The organism is Dyadobacter pollutisoli, from assembly GCF_026625565.1.
GTDB lineage: Bacteria > Bacteroidota > Bacteroidia > Cytophagales > Spirosomataceae > Dyadobacter > Dyadobacter pollutisoli.
Genome location: NZ_CP112998.1, coordinates 3,758,942 through 3,781,518, shown reverse-complemented (window position 1 = coordinate 3,781,518; position 22,577 = coordinate 3,758,942). Strand labels below are relative to the sequence as shown.

At 47.4% G+C, this 22,577-nt stretch carries 14 protein-coding genes; 8 read left to right on the top strand and 6 right to left on the bottom strand.

What is annotated here, in order from left to right; genetic code table 11:
- Window positions 1-156: 156 nt before the first annotated feature.
- On the top strand, window positions 157-924 hold the full coding sequence (locus ON006_RS15425; protein ID WP_244823032.1) for a helix-turn-helix domain-containing protein: 768 nt from the start codon (window positions 157-159) through the stop codon (window positions 922-924).
- A 93-nt stretch (window positions 925-1,017) separates the two neighbouring features.
- The gene (locus ON006_RS15420) at window positions 1,018-1,842 is read left to right on the top strand and encodes an NAD(P)H-binding protein (protein ID WP_244823033.1); all 825 of its coding nucleotides are present in this window, start codon (window positions 1,018-1,020) and stop codon (window positions 1,840-1,842) included.
- Window positions 1,843-1,984: 142 nt separating this feature from the next.
- Here ON006_RS15420 and ON006_RS15415 read toward each other — a convergent pair whose 3' ends face one another.
- Window positions 1,985-3,049 carry an SDR family oxidoreductase gene (locus ON006_RS15415; protein WP_244823034.1) on the bottom strand — a complete coding sequence of 355 codons (1,065 nt, stop codon included), beginning with the start codon at window positions 3,047-3,049 and terminating at the stop codon, window positions 1,985-1,987.
- Window positions 3,050-3,162: 113 nt separating this feature from the next.
- Here ON006_RS15415 and ON006_RS15410 point away from each other — a divergent pair, with 113 nt between their 5' ends.
- Both ON006_RS15410 and ON006_RS15405 read left to right on the top strand, forming a co-directional pair.
- Window positions 3,163-4,047: an AraC family transcriptional regulator gene (locus ON006_RS15410; protein WP_244823035.1), complete on the top strand. Its 885-nt coding sequence runs from the start codon at window positions 3,163-3,165 to the stop codon at window positions 4,045-4,047.
- A gap of 170 nt (window positions 4,048-4,217) precedes the next feature.
- Window positions 4,218-4,970 carry a hypothetical protein gene (locus ON006_RS15405; RefSeq protein ID WP_244823036.1) on the top strand — a complete coding sequence of 251 codons (753 nt, stop codon included), beginning with the start codon at window positions 4,218-4,220 and terminating at the stop codon, window positions 4,968-4,970.
- A gap of 18 nt (window positions 4,971-4,988) precedes the next feature.
- Here the strand turns inward: ON006_RS15405 and ON006_RS15400 are convergent, their stop codons facing one another.
- A complete protein-coding gene (locus ON006_RS15400; RefSeq protein WP_244823037.1) occupies window positions 4,989-9,233 on the bottom strand; it encodes a hybrid sensor histidine kinase/response regulator in 4,245 nt (1,414 codons plus the stop codon).
- Between the two features lie 166 nt (window positions 9,234-9,399).
- Here ON006_RS15400 and ON006_RS15395 point away from each other — a divergent pair, with 166 nt between their 5' ends.
- From ON006_RS15395 to ON006_RS15380, 4 genes are all read left to right on the top strand, one after another.
- Entirely contained in the window at window positions 9,400-9,918 is a 519-nt protein-coding gene (locus ON006_RS15395; RefSeq protein ID WP_244823038.1) for a (2Fe-2S)-binding protein, read from the top strand.
- The gene (locus ON006_RS15390; RefSeq protein WP_244823039.1) at window positions 9,911-10,930 is read left to right on the top strand and encodes an FAD binding domain-containing protein; all 1,020 of its coding nucleotides are present in this window, start codon (window positions 9,911-9,913) and stop codon (window positions 10,928-10,930) included. The genes ON006_RS15395 and ON006_RS15390 overlap by 8 nt, the downstream gene beginning before the upstream one ends.
- A 12-nt stretch (window positions 10,931-10,942) precedes the next feature.
- Window positions 10,943-13,177, top strand: coding sequence for a xanthine dehydrogenase family protein molybdopterin-binding subunit (locus ON006_RS15385; RefSeq protein ID WP_244823040.1), 2,235 nt, complete (start codon window positions 10,943-10,945; stop codon window positions 13,175-13,177).
- A 282-nt stretch (window positions 13,178-13,459) separates the two neighbouring features.
- Entirely contained in the window at window positions 13,460-14,212 is a 753-nt protein-coding gene (locus ON006_RS15380; protein ID WP_244823041.1) for a GntR family transcriptional regulator, read from the top strand.
- Window positions 14,213-14,638: 426 nt separating this feature from the next.
- Here the strand turns inward: ON006_RS15380 and ON006_RS15375 are convergent, their stop codons facing one another.
- Genes ON006_RS15375 through ON006_RS15360 form a run of 4 tightly spaced genes read right to left on the bottom strand, consistent with a single transcriptional unit; the run spans window position 14,639 to window position 22,560 of the window.
- On the bottom strand, window positions 14,639-15,343 hold the full coding sequence (locus ON006_RS15375; RefSeq protein ID WP_244823043.1) for an SGNH/GDSL hydrolase family protein: 705 nt from the start codon (window positions 15,341-15,343) through the stop codon (window positions 14,639-14,641).
- Window positions 15,344-15,354: 11 nt separating this feature from the next.
- Complete coding sequence (locus ON006_RS15370; protein ID WP_244823044.1) at window positions 15,355-17,889, bottom strand: hypothetical protein; 2,535 nt, start codon at window positions 17,887-17,889, stop codon at window positions 15,355-15,357.
- Window positions 17,890-17,923: 34 nt separating this feature from the next.
- Window positions 17,924-19,357, bottom strand: a complete 1,434-nt coding sequence (locus ON006_RS15365; RefSeq protein WP_244823045.1) for a RagB/SusD family nutrient uptake outer membrane protein — start codon at window positions 19,355-19,357, stop codon at window positions 17,924-17,926.
- 11 nt (window positions 19,358-19,368) lie between these two features.
- The gene (locus ON006_RS15360) at window positions 19,369-22,560 is read right to left on the bottom strand and encodes a SusC/RagA family TonB-linked outer membrane protein (protein ID WP_244823046.1); all 3,192 of its coding nucleotides are present in this window, start codon (window positions 22,558-22,560) and stop codon (window positions 19,369-19,371) included.
- Window positions 22,561-22,577: the final 17 nt, after the last annotated feature.

Sequence of the window (22,577 nt, the reverse complement as noted above, 5' to 3'; positions counted from 1 at the left end):
GGCTAAATAGGGATGATATCAAACAGGTTTACTGCTCTGAGGTACCAGAGTATCGCAAAGACGATTCAACTGTGAAAACGTTGCACCGGACCAGCCACATTATTTTTGAGAGTATGTAACCATTGTGAGAAATTTTCATCAATTTCAATCCTCAATATGGAACCTGTCATTAAGCAATCGATCCTTACCCGGTACGTCAAGAACATCTGGACGCTGGAAAATCATGACTTTGAAAATGCCGACCATTCATTGAAGTTTTTTGCCGATGGCTGTCCCGGGCTGATGTTTTCGCAGGCCCGGTCAGGCGTTTTTATCGGTGATGTGGAATTGTCGAGCTTTTTTCTGTACGGGCAAACAGTGAAACCGATTGAGATCACGACCAAAGGAAGTTACAAGATCGTGGTGTTCATTTTGCATCCGCATGTGATGAACACTTTGTTCGGGATCAACGCCAACGACCTGACGGATACCTGCATGGATATGAACCAGTTTTCGGCATTTGCGAAAGAAACCGGTAGGCAGTTAATGGCCGCCGGAAGCATGGAGGAGCAGATCAAGATCATGGAAGCGTTTATCGGATCGCTGGCCGTTGCGTCACCTCAGGATCCTTTGATGGAACGCGCTACCCGGTTTATCATGGAATCAAAAGGTGAAAAATCGGTGCGCGAAGTTCAGCACGTTTTTAAGATTTCAGAGCGCACCTTCGAACGGCGGTTTTCGCAGCATGTGGGTATCACTCCCAAGTTATTCTCCAAAATATGCAGATTTGACTCTTCCATTAAGCAGTTGGAAAAGGGTAACTACGAAAAATTGTCCGATATCGCTTACGAAAATGGTTATTCCGATCAGTCCCATTTTGTCAGGACATTCAAGGAATTTACCAACACGACCCCACGTGAGCATCAGTCCAAAAAAATAAAATAGAAATTTTTCGATTGGCGGGTTTGTTCAATTATGCCAGTACCGGCAGCAGTAGTTTTGATTTAAAATAAAATATAAATCAAAACAATTAGCATCATGAAAACGCTGGTATTAGGTGGAAATGGAAAAACAGGAAGAAGGGTTGTTCAACGTCTTACCGATCTTGGACTTCCGGTAAGAATTGGCTCACGATCCAACAAACCTGCTTTCGACTGGGATAATAAGGGAAACTGGAAAGAGGTACTGCATGAAATCAGCCAGGTATACATCACATTTCAGCCCGATCTCTCGATCCCTGGCTCGGTGGAAGCCATTCAGGCATTTGTGAATGCAGCAGCAAAAAGCGGGGTGAAAAAACTGGTACTATTATCCGGCCGGGGCGAACCGGAAGCACAGCTTTGCGAGCAAATCGTGATCGCATCCGGTATGGAGTGGACGGTGGTGAGGGCGAGCTGGTTCAATCAAAATTTTAGCGAAGGTTACTTGTTGGACTCTGTGCAGGCTGGCTACGTAGCGCTTCCGGCCGGCGATATCGGCGAGCCTTTTATCGACACCGACGACATTGCCGATGTGGTAGTGGCAGCACTAACCGATGACATCCACAATGGCAAGATATACGAAGTGACCGGTCCGCGGCTATTGACATTCAAGCAAGCCATTGCGGAAATAGCAGCTGCTTCGGGCAGGGAGATCGTTTTTCAGGAAGTTTCAATAGAGGAATATACTTCAATGCTAACTACCTACGAAATTCCGCAGGATATCATCGACTTTCTGAGCTACCTGTTCACGGAAGTGATGGATGGCCGGAATGAATCTATCAGCCATGGAGTGGAGGAAGCGCTGGGCAGGAAGCCCACAGATTTCAGTGAGTTTGCCCAGCGTGCTGCCGTAGCTGGTATTTGGGAAGCATTGGAGGCGTAGTGTGGGTGGTGGCTTTTGTAACCATGCTGTTTTAAAAGCTTGTCATGCTGACCACAGCGGTGGCCGCTGCGGTCAGCATGACAAGGCATCGTGCACGCCCGGTGCGGTTAGTGTGACAAGGTCGGTTCAGATACATTTTAGGTCACGGTATAACCTTACGTTTTCGCAAATCGTCAAAAATCTGCATAAACATCGCCTCCGTATCGACATACTCGTGGAAGCCGTGCCTTCGGGACTTGGAGCCGTCGGCGAACATATCGTAGTCCCACGAAAAGACAAAATCGCCGAAAGCCCAGGAAGATACCTCGTCGTAAGTATGTCGCAGACCATATTTCGCCATCATGGAATTCCAGAGCGGCGCTTTATCCGCCATCATAACATTGAGCGACATGGGCAGAAGAGGTGCCACTTCGAGCTCGAAGTATCGGGCTATTTTCGGCCACATTTCGCTCCATCTGAACAGGTCTCCATTGTTGATATTGAACGCCTGGTTCGCGGTGTTTTCTCCGGTAGCGGCCCACAATGTGGCGTGAGCGAGTAATCCGGCGTCTGTCATTTCGAGCAACTTGTCGTAGGCGCCGGGCTTGCCCGGGAACCGCAGCGGCAAGCCCAATTCCCGTGAAATAGAGGCGTAAACGGCGATGACAAGTGCCAGGTTCATAGGATTGCCCAGCGCAAAACCACCCACGACGGAAGGTCGGATCGCGGACCAAGTCCATGCCTTCCCCTGCTGCCTTGCTTCCAGAAACTGTTGCTGATCCACATTGAATTCCGGTGGCATATGCCCCGCGTCGGTTTCGCGGGCGGGGGTTTTGAAAGGCCCCAGATGTGCACCGTACACTTTGTATCCTTGCATCAGGCTGATATGCTGCAAGTTGCTGGCTACTGGCTCCACGGCATCGACGACATTAACGAGCATGGCAACATTGGGTGCCACCAGTTCATTCCAGGAAGGCCTTTCCTGGTAGGCAGCATAAAAAATATGGGTTACGCCGGTGAGGGTACCCAGTTTTTGTCGGGTATCATCGGCATTGAGTAAATCTACGGCGATGAACCGGACCTTAACGAAAGACTCGCCGCCGCGTCTGGATAATCCTATAACTTCCCAGTCAGGAAGAGTAGCGAGATATTCCACCAGATTTTTGCCGATTACGCCTTGTGCGCCCACAACCAGGGCTACTTTTTTATCTTCTGAGTTCTCATTCATGACCTCTGTTTGTTTATTTTTTGTTCGAAACAAAGGTACCGGTGCTAGTAAGGGATGTACTTGTATATTTGCATGAATAACTGGTAAAAAGATGACGAAGAAATGGCGGAGTTATGAAAAAATACATTCAAAATGAGTTTCTGAAAGTGTCAAACTTTAAGGCGCGGAAATGGGGGCATCCGGTCCATAATCACAATCACTTTGAAATTATCTTCATTCATAGTGGAAAAGGATCTCATTGTGTATCAGGAATGCAATATCCCTATGATGGTAAAAGCCTGTTCCTGCTCGCGCCCTGCGACTTTCATTACTTTCACATTGAAGAGGAGACTGAATTTACGTTCCTGAAATTTACCAATGTGTATTTAAAAAGTATTGAAAATATACAAGTACAGCAACAATGGAATCAGGAGATAGATGCATTACTTATTCAGGCCGGACACCAGAACGCCCCGTTGCAAGAAAAGGATGGCGAAATCGAGCGACTGGACCGGATAGTACGGCTGGTGGTAGAGGAGTGGGAGCAGACTAAAAGTGAGGCGAATGAGACGATTTACTTTCTAATACAGGCAATGCTTTCGATAGTGAAGCGAAATCAGAGCCATGCTGTAAAACCTACGCACCCGAAGCATTCCCGGAAGATCACGGAAATTGTCAACTACATTCACCAGCATATTTACTCCGTGGAAATGATCATGGCTGACCATCTGGCGGAGGTTTTCGGTTACAGCAAACATTATCTGGGGCTGTTTTTCCGGGAGCAAACCGGTACCACCCTGCGAGATTACATTAATCAGTACAAGCTGCATTTGATCGAGAAGCGGTTGCAATACAGTTCTTTATCGATCAAGGAAATAAGCAATGAATTCGGTTTTACGGATCTCAGTCATTTCAACAAATTCTTCAAAAAGCACCGGAATGTAGCCCCATCCAGGTATATGGACGAGGTTGCTTCCTCTAAAACCCCTTTTCGTCCTGTAATTACCCCATATAAGTAGCGGTTCGTCCCAAAGTTTAAACCGATTGAAGTTTGACTCCTACCTTAGACGTACATAATAGCGCAACATTACATCCCTTTTAAACCCGCATAGTGCAATTTTTAACAATTGCGGAGCAAAATAGCTTGTCTTTCGATACTCAATGATCATTTTAAATATTTCTCAATTGAATGGACAAGAAATTGTTTGACATTCCGGTATTGTTGATCACATTCAACAGGCCCGAAACAACTTGCCTTGTATTTGAACAAATCAGAAAACTAAGGCCTTCACATTTGTATCTTTTCTCAGATGCACCTAGAAAAGATATGCCGGAAGACAATGATCTTGTAGAAGCTTGCCGGTACCTACTTAACGACTCAGAAATAGACTGGGATTGCAAAGTCGAAAGATGGTTTCCCGAAACAAACATGGGCTGCGCACTTGGGATATGCTCGGCTATTACCTGGGCATTTGAAACTTGTTCGCAATTGATCATCGTGGAGGACGACTGTTTGCCCCACCCGGACTTTTTTACTTTTTGCAAATTCATGCTGGACATGTACAGAGGCAATGACCGGATCATGCATATATCGGGAACGCTTATGAACGAAGAAGCAAAAGAGAGCAATTCCGATCACTTTTTCAGTCTGATAGGAAACACCGGTGGATGGGCTACCTGGAAAAGAGCCTGGAACAAATATGATTTCTGGATGGAGCAACTGCCCGAAATGAAAAGCCAGAAGCGGATGCAGAGCTTAATACGAAATGAGAATACGCTGAAATACTGGCTCGATCGCTTCGATGCGGTTTATGCGGAGGAGAAAAAGCAGAACTGGGAGGTGCAATGGCAGTATACGTTGTTCAAAAATTATGCGTTGGCCGTTGTACCCAATACCAATCTGATCAGCAGCATCGATTACATGGCTGGCGCAAGCTTGTAACAATCGGCCCTCATGGTGTTAATCTTCACGGGTCAAATATAATAAATGCAGGCGGTGCAGATTCATGAGGCATTTGGTCAGCAGCTGTACATCGATGGGTTTTGAAATGTAGTCGTTCATACCTGCTGCCAAACAACTCGCCCGGTCCTCGCTTAACGCATTGGCTGTTAATGCGACAATGAATGGCTGGTCGCCATATTTTTGACGAATAATTTGCGTCGCTTCGAGACCGTCCATCCGCGGCATTTGTAAGTCCATCAGGATCACGTCATAATGATTTTTCTGATGCATTTCCAGTACTTCCACACCATTGTTCGCGAGATCAGGATCATAGCCCAGCTTGTTGAGGACCCGGATAATGAACTTTTGGTTGATCAGAATGTCTTCCGCGACTAGTATCCGGAATGGGTATTGACCTGCAAATTCCTCCGGCAAATGCGTCCTCTTTCTTTCTTTGAGGTAAGACTGATCGGTTTCAATCGCCTGAACCACCGCCCTGACCAGGTGGTCTTTTTTGATTGGCTTGGTTAAAACCGCATTGAAGATATGAGGAGACCCGTTCCTCTGTTCGTCTCCAATGTTGCCCAGCAGGATCACCGGAATATCGGGAATAACCTCGCGCGCTTTCGAGGTGATTTCCATACTATCAGCAGATGGAATGTGCAAATCCACTATAATGAGGTCGGTGTTAGGTAGTTCTGATATCGCTTTGATGGCCTCGTCACCGGTATCGACGGTAGTTACATGGATTTTTAATTCGCTCAGCAGCGCTCCGATTAGTTTCTGATTGTTCCTGTTTTCGACGGCGACGAGTACATTCTTGCCTTCAAAATGATCCCGATGGGCTCCTGTCACAGCAGTTGGCCCCTCGCCCTTTTTACATTTTATTTCAAATGTGAAAGTAGTACCCTGTCCCTCGGCACTGTCGACCTCAATGTCCCCGCCCATTAATTTCACCAGCCGCTGGCATATCACAAGGCCCAGCCCCGAGCCTCCGTATTTTCTCGTAATCGACGAATCCAGTTGATTGAAAGCTTTGAAGAGGTTTTCCTGCTGATTCTCAGGTATACCAATGCCTGTGTCGCTGATCGCAAACCGGACCGTGTGTAGTTCGTCATCAGGTTCTCCGACTGTAACATGGACAAATATTTCGCCCTGGGAAGTGAATTTAACTGCATTGCTAACCATATTGATCAAGATCTGGCGTAGCCTCATGCTGTCGGCCCCTACAAACACCGGCACATTATCCTCGATAAAGTAGGTGAGTTCCAGGCCCGATTCCGCGATCTTCGGGCCAAACAATTCGAGCACATCCTCGACGCATTTTCTTAATTCAAAATGATGCTCTTCCAGTACCAGGTTACCCGATTCAATCTTCGAAAAGTCAAGCACGTCATTGATAACAGTCAGCAGCGATTCTCCGCTGTTCAGGATAGCCTCCGTATACTCTGCCTGTTCATTGTTCAGGTTGGTATCCGAAAGCAGGGCCGCCATTCCCAGTACGCCGTTGATCGGTGTCCTGATTTCATGGCTCATTGTGGCCAGAAACGTGCTTTTTGCCAGATTGGCCGCATCGGCCTGCTTTTTTGCCTGTTCCGCCAACAGCCTTGCCTCATGCTCCTGCGCCTTTTGCGACTGCAATGCATTGTTTGCCTGTTCCAGCGAAATAGTCTGGCTAAGCAGCTCTGCATTCAGTTTTTCAAGATTGGCCGACTGCTCCTTGATCTTTTTCGTCCTCCGCCTGACCAGGACTTCCAGTTTTGCTTTTTGTTTGTTAAAATAATTAATACGGTACCGGTAAAAAAAGACGGCAGCACACGCGACCAGGATGAAAAGCAGTAATTTGAACCATAATGTAAGCCAGAAAGGAGCAATAATGTGAATAACCAGCTGCCTATCCTCATCATTCCAAATCCCATCATTATTGGAAGCCTTAACCCTAAAAGTGTAACTTCCCGGATTCAGGTTCGTGTAAGTGGCATGGTGCTGATTGTCCACGTAGTTCCACTCATTGTCAAATCCTTCGAGAATGTACGCGTACTGATTGTTTTCCGGGATCGTGTAATCCAGTGCGGCAAAAAGAATGGTGAAAACCGATTGCGAATAATCGAGGCTTATTTCTTTTGATGTCAAAATGCTCTGGTCAAGCGGCGAGTTTTTCGTCCCGGAAACGACCGGTTTGTTGAAAAGCTCAAAACCGTTCAGTACCACCTCAGGCTTGTTTTTATTGAACGCCAGGTTAAAAGGATCAATAATGTTAATGCCGTTGAGGCCTCCCATGACAATTTCGCCGCTCGCCAGTTTGCTACCCGAGCCCTGGCAAAACTCCATTGTTTTCAGGTTGTTGTTTTTGCCAAAGTTTTTGAAAATCTTTCTGACCGTATCATAGTACGAAATTCCGCGGTTCGTACTGATCCATATCCGCTGGTTGGAATCCGTGTTGAGATAATTTACCGAGTTGTTGATCAATCCATTAAGCTCTGAAAATCCGGTAATGTGCCCCGTCTCCGGTTCGTAGCAATTGAGTCCTCCATTGAATGTGCCGATCCACATTTTGCCTTGCGGGTCCTCCGAAAAACAGCTGATCACATTGCTCGTCAGTTTGCTGTTGCCCGTATTCAACTGCCTGAAAGTACCTGTGCCCGGATTGAAAATGCTGATACCATTGGAGTAGCCACCCGCCCAGATGTTTCCTTTTTTGTCCTCATAAAGGGCCAGAATGGTATTGTCGCAAAGGCTCGTTACGTCGTCCTTTCGATGGGTATAATGCGTAAATGTTTGCGATTTGGGGTCATAAACATTCAGCCCGCCGCCATCTGTCCCTATCCAGATCTTGCCTTGCCGGTCTTCCAGGAGTACATCTATGGCGTTGTTGTTGAGATTTTTAGATCCTTTTTTCTCGACAAAATGTTTGAATATGCCGGTTTTTGGATCAAGCAAATCCAGACCATTGCTATAAGTCCCAACCCAGACGTTCCCGCTTTGCCTGCTGACCAGCACACAGGTTGTAAAGTTGCTGGAAATGCTGAAAGGGTTGCTGCTCTGGTGAGAAAAGGTTTTGAAAGATAGATCCGACCGGTCGAAATATTCCAGTCCGGCGTCGGTTGCCAGGTACAGATTTCTCGATTTGTCTTCCGAAATGCCCCTGATCACGTTTTTGGCAGTGGCACTCCGCGCGTTGGAGGATTTGAATGAGGGAAATGTGGTCAGGTTAGGGTCCCAGCGCAGCACCCCCTGGCTGGTAGTACCAATCCAAAGCACGCCTACTTTGTCTATAAAAAGTGAATACATACCATCATTGGGCATGTAGCCGTCGCCTCCTGTTTGTTCGCTGAGCGGAATTAGTTTTCGCTTTTTGGTATCAAACAACTGCAAGGTAGTGTTCGATCCGATCCACAACCTGTCGCCGGGTGCCTGCACCATGCAATGTACCGGGTTAGTCCCGCCGGCTGAGTTTTTATCAGGATCAATGTCATATTTGACAAATTTGCCCGTGTTTTTATCAAATAGTTTTAGTCCGTTGTCCGTGCCAATCCAAAGATTTTTCCGGACATCTTCGGTGATAGTGTTGATCCACTGGCCAGCGTTTTTGAAGTCACGGTCGGGACGGTCAACGAGCTTTTTCTTGTCTTTTTGCCAAAGACGCAGTCCATTCGCAGTCCCTATCCATACATTTTGTTGGCTATCTTCAAAAATGGTAATGATGTTGTCCGAACCCGGATCACTCTTTTTCGAATGATTGATCCTTTCAAATGTGGACTTTTCCTTGTTCAGCAAGTTCAGCCCATTGGGCGTTCCGACCCATAGATTGGAATGACTGTCCAGTAAAATCGCATTGATCCTATTGCTGCTTACAGAGGATCGATCGGTGGGATTGTGCCGGAAGTTTGTAAACTTGTCGTGTGCGCGGTCGTATTGGCTGAGGCCCCCGGTCCTGGTGCCCACCCACAGGTTACCGGCCTCGTCACCGGCGATTGCGGTAATATGGTTTGCCGGAAGAGAATTAGGGCTTTCCCTTTGTAACTTGTAGATTTCCAGTTGGTAACCATCATATTTATTTAAGCCGTCCTGTGTTCCAAACCAAAGAAATCCATAAATATCCTGATAAATGGCGTTAATTGTATTTTGAGACAAATTATCGGGTGTACTGATTGTAGTAAGGTCCAGCTTTAAATGCTGTGCCCTGACCCATTGACTTTGGAGGTTTATCAGTACAACAATAAGCGCAATTAAATATAGAGGCTGTCGAGCAATGTTCCACATCTGTTCTTTTTAAGAGCTTACGGGTTAGTATTCTAAATTTGAATGATTTCCCGATCATATGCAAGATGTTGTAGAATTCATTTTACATTACAATCGGCTAGTGGTATCAAACTATGGCCTGGCATAATAGTTATGTGGACTAGCGACATTCTAAACATGATAACCCATGCTTACCGATCAAATCATTTCTGCTAAATCCATGCCAACATTACCTCACAAGACTGTTTCATTAACTGTCAATGAAAAGCACTGTACACTCGAAGTATTACCCTGGGTGAGTCTTTTGGACGCATTGAGAGAAGATCTTGACCTGACCGGCACCAAAAAAGGTTGTGATCACGGGCAGTGCGGTGCCTGCACAGTGATCTGCGACGGCAAGCGGATACTCAGCTGCCTGACATTGGCGGTGATGAAAAACGGTTCAGAAATAACAACTATTGAAGGCGTGGCAACCGGCGGCGAGCTGCATCCGTTACAAAAAGCATTTATCGAACACGACGCGTTTCAATGTGGATACTGCACGCCGGGCCAGATTTGCAGCGCGATCGGAATGTTTCAGGAAGGCAAGGCGCTGACGCGGGCAGAAGTGAAGGAGCTCATGAGCGGGAACCTGTGCCGATGCGGGGCGAATACCAACATTATTGACGCCATTATGGAAGTAAAAGCGCAAATGAGCCATGAATAATTTCAGCTACACACAAGCAAAAAACCGCGACGACGCCATCGCACTTTCGGGAATGGGGCCGGGGTCTCAGTTCATCGCAGGCGGCACCAATCTGATCGATCTCATGAAGTACAATATCACCAGGCCCAATGCGCTGGTGGACATTAATGCGATTGAAGACTTTCACGCGATCAGGGAATCGGCAAACGGAGGTTTGAGCCTCGGGGCGCTGGTTACCAATGCCGCTACCGCCTATCATCCGCTGGTAGAGCAGCGGTATCCACTACTTTCACGCGCTATCCTCGCAGGCGCATCGGCGCAGATCAGAAATATGGCGACCAACGGAGGTAATCTGCTGCAACGTACGCGCTGTTATTATTTTTACGATACAAATACCCCCTGTAACAAAAGAGAGCCCGGAAGTGGGTGCCCGGCTATTGAAGGATATAACCGCACAATGGCGATTATGGGTACGAGCGAACATTGCATCGCCGTTTTTCCGTCGGATATGAGTGTGGCACTGGCTGCATTGAACGCCAGCGTGCAGGTGTCAGGCCCGGAAGGCTCGCGGAATATTCCATTCTCAGATTTTCACCGGTTGCCGGGAAATACGCCGCATATTGATAATTGTATGTCCAGAAATGAGCTGATTACCAGCATTGAACTTCCTGCAAATGGTTTTTCAAACCACTATTCCTATCTGAAAATTCGGGACAGAAATTCCTATGCGTTTGCACTGGTCTCCGTTGCCACTGGACTGGAGCTGGAAGAGGGGGTTATAAAAAATGCCCGCATTGCGCTGGGAGGCGTGGCGCATAAGCCGTGGCGCGTGAAGGAAGCAGAGGATTTTCTACAAAACAAGGAACCCGCAGCTGAAAACTTCTGGTATGCGGCGGAAATGATCCTGAAAGGCGCAAAGACTTTTCAGTTCAATGCATTTAAAGTGGAGCTTGCCAAAAGAGCAATCGTTCGCAACTGTATCATGGCCCTGAACCCCGAATGTCAGCTTCCCGGAGCGCAGGCATCGGCTTAAACGTAAATTATTATGGCTCTTTTACCATCAATCGGGCAACCGGTAAGTCGTCTGGAAGGTAATGCAAAAGTGACCGGCGAGGCCAGATACGCGGCGGATTATGATGTTCCGGGTCTGCTGTTTGGTTACGTGGCCAATGCAGCGATTACGAAGGGTAAGATTCTCATTGTCAACTCACAGGCTGTGAAAGCCCTGCCAGGAGTGATTGAAGTATTCACCCACGAAAACCGTCCGTCTCTTGCCTGGTTTGATCTCCAATATGCTGATATGGACGCACCGCCCGGCTCACCTTTTCGTCCTTTGCAAAATGACAGGATCGTGTATAATGGTCAACCCATTGCGTTGGTAGTGGCTGAGACCTTTGAAATGGCGCGGTACGGCGCTTCAATGCTCGAAGTCACGTATTCGACTGAATCATTTACGACTGATCTCAATGCAAATCTTGACAAGGCCCATGTACCGAAGTTGGGATTGGCCGCTGCATTGAAACCCTCCCCGCCCAAGCCGAAAGGCGACTTTGAAAAGGCCTTCAAGGAAGCGCCCGCACAAGCAACAGGAGAATTTTATCACGGTACCGAGCACCATAATCCCATCGAACTGTTTTCCACAACTACCGTTTATGAGGGCGATGGAAAGCTCACAGTTTACGACAAAACGCAGGGTACGATCAACAGCCAGCTTTACATTGGCAATGTGTTCGGGTTACATTATAAGGATGTGCGGGTGATAGCGCCCTACGTCGGCGGTGCTTTTGGTTCCGGATTAAGGCCTCAGTACCAATTGTTTTTGTCAGTGATGGCAGCGCTGGAACTCAAAAGGTCGGTACGTGTGACATTGGATCGCAGCCAGATGTTCACATTCGGACATCGCCCACCCACTATTCAGCAAGCCCGTTTCGCAGCGGACAGCAAAGGTAAACTCGTGGCCATGAAACATTCTGCATGGGCGGAGACCTCGATGTTTGAGGATTATACCGAAGTGGTGGTCAACTGGGCGAATATGCTTTATCCGGCCGCAAATACAAAGATGGAGTACAAGCTCGTAGGGCTGGATGTTTTCAGTCCGCTCGATATGCGGGCACCTGGCGGAAGTACAGGCTTGCATGCCATTGAAAGTACAATGGACGAGCTTTCCTATCAATTAAAAATGGATCCGCTCGAACTGCGGTTGCTCAATTATGCCGAGACCGACGACAGTCTGGGGCGACCATTCAGCAGTAAGGAACTGAGACAATGTTATAAGCAGGGCGCGGAGAAATTTGGCTGGACGAACCGTAGCCCGGAGCCTCGCAGCATGAAGCGAGGTAATAAACTGATCGGGTATGGAATGGCTACCGGGATATGGGAGGCCAACCAGCTGCCAGCGCGGGTGCAGGCTGGCATGGATAAAGACGGAAAATTACTGGTAAGCAGTGCTGTGACGGACATTGGAACTGGTACATTGACTGTGATGACACAAATCGCCGCTGACGAATTCGGCATCCGGGTCGAGGATGTTATTTTTTCATATGGAGACAGTAACGAGCCGTTCGCGCCCGTTCAGGGAGGATCTTTTACCGTTTCGACGGTGGGTTCGGCGATTAAGGCAGCCTGCACGGCCTTGCGGAAAAAGCTTTTCAAAAAAGTAAAAGCAATGGATCCGGCGTTTAAAGGAATCGATTACAAGGATGTGGATTTTAAAGACGGAAGAATTGTGGTGAAGGATAACCCGGCAAAGTTCGTGGATCTGATCGCTATCATTGCCGCAAATAAGGGACAGACTATCCATACCACCAACTTCTCAATTCCCAATGTGTTCAAACTGAAAAAGTATTCCAGGGCTGCCCATAGTGCCGTTTTTGTCGAGGTAGAAGTTGATGAGGACCTTGGTATAATCAATGTGACACGGGCAGTGACCGCCGTTGCTGCCGGCCGGATTATTAACCCGAAAACAGCAAGAAGCCAGATTCTGGGTGGAATGGTGTGGGGTATCAGCAAGACGCTAAGGGAGGAGACGATCAGCGACCACAAGCTTGGAAAGTATATGAACCAAAACCTGGCCGAATATCACATTCCGGTACACGCCGACATTCATGATTTGGAGGTCATTTTCGTGGAGGAGAATGATCAGATCGTGAACGAACTGGGTAGCAAAGGAGTGGGTGAGATCGGGCTGGTTGGTATGCCGCCAGCGATCGCCAATGCCATTTACCACGCTACGGGGAAACGCATAAACCAGCTCCCTATCCGTTTTGATTTGCTTTTGTGAGTTGCGTTGTCACTTTCTCTTTGTCAGCACCAAACATATATCTGAAAGCTGCCATTTTGATTCTCTTTAATCGGTTTTCAGTAGTTAACGTAGTTTGCGGAGTAAACCTGCAAATTCTAGCCTCAGTAGCATTCAAGGCCTATATTGGTTTCCCACGGGAGTATCAGTTGATTTAGTTTAATTGAATTGCTACATTGTCAACATTTCAAACAATATTACAATGAGATAACGGATTAGAAGTTCGTTGTGTCATTGCGTTTGCCAATGTGTGCATAGCTATCGATGAGACCGAAATTCCTGACTATAAGTGATGAAGTTATTGAGAAAATCAAAACGGGGGAATTGCAGCCTGGCGATAAGATACCTTCTGAAAATGAACTGATTAAGAATTATAATGTCAGCAACACAACCGCCCGGAAGAGTCTGCTGGAAATAGAGAACCGTGGCTGGGCGAAAAGGATCAAAGGAAAGGGCACATTCGTGCTTAACCGGACGGTAGGGCATCATTTGATCCGCACACTGGGCTCCATAAATGCTACTCGTCGCGGCTTTCACGAAAGTCTGATCGCGGAAGGTTTTGAGCCGCATAACCTGGTATTGGAAAAAACGATTCTGGACGATGGTATTTCGTCTGAAATTGGCGGTAAGCACTTCATTATGGAGGGGCCCGTGATGAAAATACATCAGCTGCGTTATGCCGACGAAGAGATCATTAAAGACGAGATCAAATATATTTCACTCAAAATGTGCCCGAAAATTAACCGGATGCCGACGGAGATCTCCTATTTCAAAGTATACGAAAACACCTACCACCTGCGGATCGAGGAAGTGAAGCAAACATTAAGCACCGAAATCGTGGAGCCCGACTCAGAAATGAACAATTTCGAGCTGACCAAATCGACACCTATGTTCATTCTCGACAGCGCAGTAATCTGCAAAGACGATAAAGTTGTGGAGATTGAGCGGTCCTACTACCGCGGAGACAAATACAAATTCGCCATTAGTGCGAATCCTGATTATCAAGATTTTCAGTAAGTTAGTGACAGGGCTCGCACTGAAACTTTATCGCATTAGGATGTTAATTATAAACGTAACTTAATATATTTACGTTACTCCAATATGCACAGCTAAAATAGAAAGCATGAGTCAATCAGTCACAAAGTCCAAAGCTCTATCCAAGGCGGAAAGATTGAAATGGGAACCTGTTTCGACGGTTAAGCCGACTGCGGTCACTAGTGATACGCTGGCTGGAAAGAGGCTTTCGGAGGATGATCTTCTTAAAAACGCTAATAATCATACTAAATTCCGGATACCTTGACTTTTGAGTATCCAGGATATAATCTAGATTTTATACAAAGAGATGCTTGCTGAGGTGAAAGCCAGGGCGGGCATCTCTCTTATGTTCAGGTTTACTTATCCAAACTTGCGAGAACTTCAAATGTGATTGTTTGTACCAAAAAATCAGTAAAACCAAGGCCCCAGTGTTCGCACGATCACCATATGCCCGACCTCATTCGGGTGGTTTACGGATGCCATATTTTCCTTCAATTTTCCGTCTTTCGCAATCTGTTTGAACTGTGTATAGGGATCGGCAAAGCCTGTTTTGTATTTGATAGCCAGCTCTTTAATCTGCGCTGCGTAGGGGTCGAGCGGGTTAGATGGATCGGTAATGTCGATCCTTTGGTCGGGCGAGGGCGTGAGTAGGATTACTTTGATGTTTTTGGCTAGTGCGGTTGTGATCATTTTTTCGAGGGCGGCACCGGTTTTTTCTAGTGGTGAAAAACGGTCGTTGAGCGCATAATCGATGAAAAGGACGTCGGGATTATGTACCAGCACCTCTTTTTCGAAACGGGTTTCACCTTTTAGTGAGTTTTCGCCGCCGATCGCGGTCACAATCACGTTAATGACGGCGTATGGATATTTTTCTTTGAGCTGTTTGAGGAAAAGGTTGGGATAGGATTTCAATGTATTTACCTCATGATTATCCCCGTACCCCGCCGGTACGGAATGGCCGTGAAAAACCAGATTGATCGTCCGGTTTTTCGGCCACACCGTATTCAGCTCCTTTTTTAAATTTTCAAGATATTGAGTACTGTCCGCAATTTGCCCGAAAGCAGTGCAAACATGGAACATTAATGCAATGACAAACAGAAAGTGCTTTTTCATAATCGAAGGTTTTACCAGGAAACAACAAGGCTCCCCGTGATCTTTTCTACCACAAAATGTTTACCGAACTTCTGATCGCCTTCTTTAAAAGAGATCTTTCCTTCTTTCCAAGGATAATTTGCATTCAAATAGGCATGAAAATCATTGGTCGTGATGTTATCATCGGCGTAAATGCGAACGGTTGCATTCTTCAATCCGGTGAGCTTGTACCGCTTAGAAATACCCATTTCACCCGAATGCAATTCTTTTAAAGAAACGATACCCTCATTTTGTTCGATGAAAAACCGCGACTCCCGGTTCCAGGAAGTAGGTAATGTGTAAACTGAGTTTCCTTTATCCAGTTTGGTATCAAAACCCAGCAGCAGCGGCGCGCCTTGCGGGAATTTGAAATTGTTGACAATCGTCGTATTAGGATTATAACCCGAAAAAATGAATGCATTATTGCTCCTGGCGATCGTCAGCACCGGGTTTTTTACAGAAGGATCTTCCTTAGTAATGCCCAGATTGATCCCAAATTCCTGCAATGCATACCGCATCAGCAGTGGCCCGGTGAACAATTCAGCGGGATCGTCGGGTGTGAGCAGTTTTCCGCCGGTGAACTTACTCGAATTGGTACCACGGATGTACAGTACTTTTCCACCTTTCCATTCCGGCTTTTCACGTACCCAGGCAGCGTCACGGGTTTGCCCCGCCTGCGTCATCTGGGAAAGTACGCGCGTTGCATTGTCGTTAGCATCCAGCAACTGAGAAGCGATCCCGCCTCCCGAAAACAATGCGCTATGCAGGATCTTGTCAGGGTAGGGCGCGGTCATGGCATCACCTTTGTACACAGATTTGATGGTGAACTCGCCTTCCAGTGGCGTGACATTGGCCAGGTTCAGCAAGGTCAGAAAGTCTTTCCCTGCATGGCCAGCCGGTCCGTAAACGAGCAATTTCCCACCGTTTTGAACAAATGTGATCAATGCTTTTTCGAGCGAGGAACCCGCGTCAGGAACAATGGTTACCAACGCTGATTCACTGAATTTCTGAGGTTCGGTTTTGATCACTTTTTGAAATGAACCCGTTGAAATCACGGTATTTAAAGGAAAGCCATTGTTAATCGCCTGACGAATCAGCCAGTCGCCGTAATAGATTTCCGGCAGCCGGTCCTTGTATTTATAGGCCCATTCATGGTATTCGTCGAATGGATATACCCATACCAGCGGCCCGGGTGCAGTGGGGGAGTCGTAGCGGGCTTTCAAAAGATGGGGCGTGACTTCGTCGGGAACCTGCGTCGGCATATCGCCGAATGAGTTGTCGATACTCAGCAAATTCAAATGCGTCGGCAACTTCGTCTGACCTTTGGCATTAATGCGCGCCACCGAAAGCGGCAGGTAAATGTCGTGCGGCTCGCGTCCGTAGCGGTCCAGCCAGGGACTATTGATCCACCACGGATCGTGGGTGTAATACCTGAAAAGGTAACGCTCGTCGGGCAGCTCGGCCATTCTTGACATGTAACCCACCATTTCCAGTCCGAAGTCACCATCCAATGCCGCCCAGGGAGAATTGGGCGGAGGAAGAATGTTTTTGTCTTTGTAGATTGATTGTAAATCCACCCCATCCCGCGCCAAATCCGTGCCGGTCGAAAGGTTGGTGCCACGCGTTTGTATTTGTATATCGGGACATTCAGCCCTAAAATATTTCCAAAAATCCGAGATCTTAGACTTGGTAGCTGCCAGTTTGGCCTGATCAAATCCTTTTCCGTCAAAAATAGCCCCGGTAGACGACCAGCCTTCCACGCCGAAACCAAAACCATTGCTCATCCACAGGAAATCAAAACCCATATCTTTCAGTAAATGACGGCTTTGTCTTCCCAAAAAAGTACCGAAAGGGGTATTGTCGGGGATACCTTTCGGGAAGCCGGCGTACACCTCGTTGTCGCCTTTCAGTACCGAGTAGCAGCTTACCATTGTATTATGGCCCATTGCGCTGCCGCCGAGGATTTCGGTATGTCGGTTATATTTAAAATCCGATTTGGCAAACTCCGGGCCCGGGTCGAATGTCTCCCCGACGCGGATCGGCTTGCCCGTCACTTTATGCCCTTCTTCTTTCAATGCCTGCACAATGAATTTCAGGTCGCCATAGGTGAATTTGGGCGGGTTTTCGAGATAATAATAAGCACGTTCGTGAATGGACAGCTCTTTGGGGCCGGAGTTTACCTCGTGTTTCGTGTTGGGATTCCCAATGTACTGTGCCCATTCCAGCGGCTGCGACGGGGTGCCTTTGTATTCCAGGATCTCAGAGCCGTCGCCCGTCCAAAGCATTACCGAAACTGTGTCGGCGTGGCGGAGCAATGCATGCCATTGCACAAACATTTCCTTCGCTACGGCCCGGATGTAGGTTTTGTCATTTTTCTTGAAAGGTTTCAGCGAGGTTTCCATCGTAATGTTGTTGAATGGTTTTCCACGCAGAAATGAAACTTCCTGAGCGACGGATTGACCAGAAAAAACAGTCAAAATGAATGTCGCGGACAGCAGGAAGGAGAAGTTGAGAATCTTGAAACGCATATGAACAAAAGATTATCAGTTGCTATTTTACTACTCAATAACCCGGATTCTGGCCTAGATTAGGATTGATATCAATTTCCCTGAGCGGTACCGGCATCAGTACCTCATGCTCAGCCACTGTGAAACTCAGTCCATTATCCTTAAAATATTTGTTCATCACAGTCAGGAACCGACCGGTACGAATAAGGTCAAACCACCGGTGGCCTTCCAGGAAAAACTCAAATTTTCTCTCATTTTCAAGCGCCAGGGTCAAATCCGCCTTTGCTAGCCCTGCCAAAGCAGGAAGCCCGGCCCGGCTCCGCACCATATTAATGTAAGTATGCGCCTCGGTGGTATTGCTGGTTTCATTCAATGCTTCGGCATACATCAGCAACACGTCGGCATAGCGGAGCGATGTGAAATTGATGCCTCCATCACCTACAATCCCGGTCGTGAAATCGACGAATTTTAGTCCAAACAGATCCTTTTCATACTTGCCGCTGATTAATTTCACCGAGTCGCCTATCGAAGCCGCTCTGCGCAAATCGCCCTTTTCGTAAGAATTCGCCATCTGGCGCGTTGGCAATACTCTTCCAGCTCCCTGCATATTGCCTGGAAACATGCCGACGTCAAACCGGGAGGGCATGAAAATCGTTGAAAAGGAGTTGCCTTCACCGACGTTACCTGACAGATATTTTATCTCAAAAATGGATTCGGGCAACTCGTCATTGCCATTGGTAAACAGTTTTTTGTAGTCCGCATTCAATGTATAAGCTTTCAGATCAATGACTTCTTTTAACACTGTTTTGGCAAGATCGAACTGTTTGGTTGTCAGGTAAACTTTACCCAGCAGCGTTTTAGCAGCGCCAACGGAAGCCTGGGATTTACTCAAACCTGTTACTCCATTTAACAACGTCGCTGATTCAGTCAGGTCCTTAATAATCACATTGTACACCTCGCTGACCGGTTTTCTGGTCATATCAAAATTCATAATCTCGTCAGGGCTTCGAAACGAAACGTCCACAATGGGAACATTACCGAACAAGCGGACCAGATAAAAATAGCTGTAAGCTCTCAAAAACAATGCTTCCCCATTGTACTGGTTTTTCTGCGCATCCGTCATCGTCACGGCGTCCAGGCGCGACAGGATATTATTCGATCTTGCAATGGTAGCAAAGCAGGTTCCCCAGATACTATTGAGGAAATCATTGGAAGCGGTGAGGTTCATTTCATCACATTCCGCCTCGGAAGTTGTAGGAGACGTCGATTTAATGTCGGTATTGTCCGTTGTGAGATCTCCGACATTGACTACCGACGTATTGTGGAGCCCCTGCAAACCGGCATAGTTACCTACCAGCGCTGTTTCGAAGTCTTTCGGGCTTTTATAAAACGAATTTTCGTTGATCTGATATTGAGGTTGCAGGTTCAGAAAGTCTGAACAGGAGGCAACGGCAACTCCGATGAGGCTATAAATGATCAATTTTTTCATTGCGGCAGCTATTAAAAAGTGAGTTTGATCCCTAATGTATAAGTGCGTGGAAGCGGATAGTTCAGGTAATCGATGCCCGCATTGACCACATTGTCGCCCGTAATGCTCGATTCAGGGTCGTAACCTGGGTAGTCAGTAAAAGTGAACACGTTTGCAGCATTGGCATACACATTCAAAGCGCTCAATCCCATGCGCTGGGTCAGTTCTTTGGGCAGGTTGTATGACAGTTTGATGTTTTTGATGCGGGTAAAAGAATTGTCAAACAGGTAATGTGACGATGTTCCAAAGCCCAGCGCATGGTTACTCCTGATCGACCGCGGCATGATACCATCGCCTGGATTGGCCTCTGACCGCCATCTTTTATCTGTGAGCGCCAGGTTGTTTTGAACCCCATTACTACCCAAAAGCGATGCACCCGCGTCGAGGTAAGTGTATGCGCCGTGGGAGCCTACCAGGCCAATATTCAGACTCAATCCGCCCAGACTGAAATTGTTGTCCAACCCCCAGGTAAAGTCCGGCCAGGGCGTTCCGACAATTTTCCGGTCACTCTGGTTAATGACGCCGTCCTTATTCACGTCCTCAAATTTGAGGTCACCCGCTTGTGTCTTAGGATGTTGCAGCGCGGCACCGTCGAGTTCTGCGCTGGTCATGAAGACACCGAGTTTGTTGATCAGGTAAAAGCTCGATATCGGCGAACCTACTTCGGTGATCTGATAGGCGGAGTTGGAAATCCGGCCACCTTCGGTCGCCAGCTTCATCACCTTGTTTTCATTATGGCTGAAAGTAACATTGGTGTTCCATTCAAAACCTTTGTGGCGAATGTTGACGGTCTGCAAACCTAGCTCGAAGCCTTTGTTTTCAATATCTCCAATGTTTTGGGTAGAGCTGCTGAATCCAGACGCGGCAGGCAATTGCACTGCCAGCAACAAATCCGTTTTCCGGTCGCGGTAGGCATCGGCAGTCAGTGTGATCCGGTCTTTGAACAGGCTCAGGTCGATACCTATATTGGTTTGCTTCGATTTTTCCCACGTCAGGTTATCATTGGACAATGTACTGGGAACGAGGCCCGGGCTTAATGCTTTGTTTTTCACATACTTGGTGGTCGATAGCAGCCCGATACTGGTGTAATCCCCGATCTGATTATTTCCGGAGATACCATAGCTTGCGCGCAGTTTGAGGTTACTGATCACATTTTGATCCTTCATGAAATTTTCCTCAGAAATATTATATCCTACTGAGAATGACGGAAATGAACCCCAGCGGTTATTAGCCCCAAATCTTGAACTGCCATCGCGGCGAACCGTGGCAGTAAACATGTATTTGCCTGCATAAGAGTAAGTTGCCCGCGCCATCATGGACAAAAGCGACCACTCATTGATGCTTTGCGACCCCGCATTGACGATACCCCCCGTAATAAAAGGCACATACTCCGTCGGGAAATCGGAAGCTCCTACTGAAACCAGGTCCCGGCTGTTTTTCTGAGCGGTGAAACCGATCAAACCATTCACAAAATGCTTATTATTAAACACTTTTACATATGTCAATGTATTTTCATTCAGCCAATTGAGGTTTTCCGCGCGGGAAGTTCCTGCGGATGCCGGGTAGTTCAATGTGCCATAGTTGGGGACCGCAGATGACCGCCACAGCCTGATATTATTGGTACCAAAATTGACCCCGATGGAGCTTTTGAAAGTGAGATCATTATTGATATTCACCTCCACAAAATTGTTGGTAACCAGGTCCATCACTTTCCGGCGATCGCTGGATCCGTCACTTACCGCCAGTACATTAGCCAGGAATCCCAAACCATCATTGACGTCATTTTGGTTAAAATAATAACCACCAGTACTATTATAAACCGGAATCGTCGGCGAGGCGGCCAATGCATTGGCCAAAAGTCCGCCCGCTCCGTAATGCGATTCGGTGTTCACAAAACGGCCAAAACCATAAGATCCGAATGTCGAAGTACCAATTTTAATGCGCTTTGTAACCTGCGCGTCGAGGTTAACCCGCAAATTGAAACGGGTATAATCAGAATTGATGATCACACCTTCTTGGGAAAAATAACCCGCTGATATAAAGTATTTTGCCTTTTCGGTGCCGCCGGTTGACGATACCTGCAGATTCCTGACAGGCGCAGTGCGGAACAGCACATCTTGCCAATCGGTATCAGTAGTAAGTGACTCAGGATTTCTGAAATCCGGCATTACCCTGGTATTGACAGATCTTAATTCATTGGCATCCGTTGCTTTTCCGCCTGCATAAACCCAGGCATTATCCCTTCCATCAACCAGATAATCAGCATATTGCTTGGCGTTCATCATATCCAGCTTATGCGCCACTTCCTGAAATCCATAAGAAGCGTCCACACTGATCTGCGACTTGCCGTAAGCGCCACGTTTGGTGGTGACGATCACGACCCCATTCGCCCCGCGCGAGCCGTAAATGGCAGTAGCAGAGGCATCTTTTAGTATTTCAATGGATTCAATGTCAGACGGATTAATGGAAGCCAGCGGGTTGACGCGGTTACCCGTATTGGCTGCCATTCCGGCCGATGAAAAGTTGTTTCCGCCATAATTACGCATATCCGAACCGCCGCCGCCGGAACCGATCGCAAAGCCGTCGATCACGTACAACGGCTGATTTCCGCCCGTAATGGAGCTCACCCCACGGATGAGAATGTTGACATTACCGCCAGGCGCACCGGTAGTCTGGCTGATTTGCACCCCGGGAACCTTGCCTTGCAGCATCTGATCAAAGCTTCCTGCCGATGGCTGAATGAGTTGCTCACTGGAAATCTTGGCGATAGAACCAGTAAGGTCCTTTTTTCGGGCCGTTCCATATCCCACCACCACCACATCCTGTAACTGCTGCTGGTCGGCTTTCAGCGTTACATCAATCACCGACCGGTTGTCGACCTGGATTTCCTGTGGTACATACCCGATGAAACTCACCACAATGCTCGCGCCCTGGGCTACCGAAATTTTGTAGTTACCATCCACATCGGCGGTGGTACCAGTGTTTGTACCTTTCTCCGCAATGGTGGCACCGATGAGTGGCGTGTTGTCATTTTCGGCTTTAATTTTGCCGCTAACCGTAATTTTCGAGTCCGTTTGGGCATGTAATGTGCCCGTTAAAAAGAGTAAACACAGCAGCGTGCCGGTAACCCACGGCGATAGCTTTGGGAATAAAGATCGTTTCATCGTCTTTTAGTGATTAG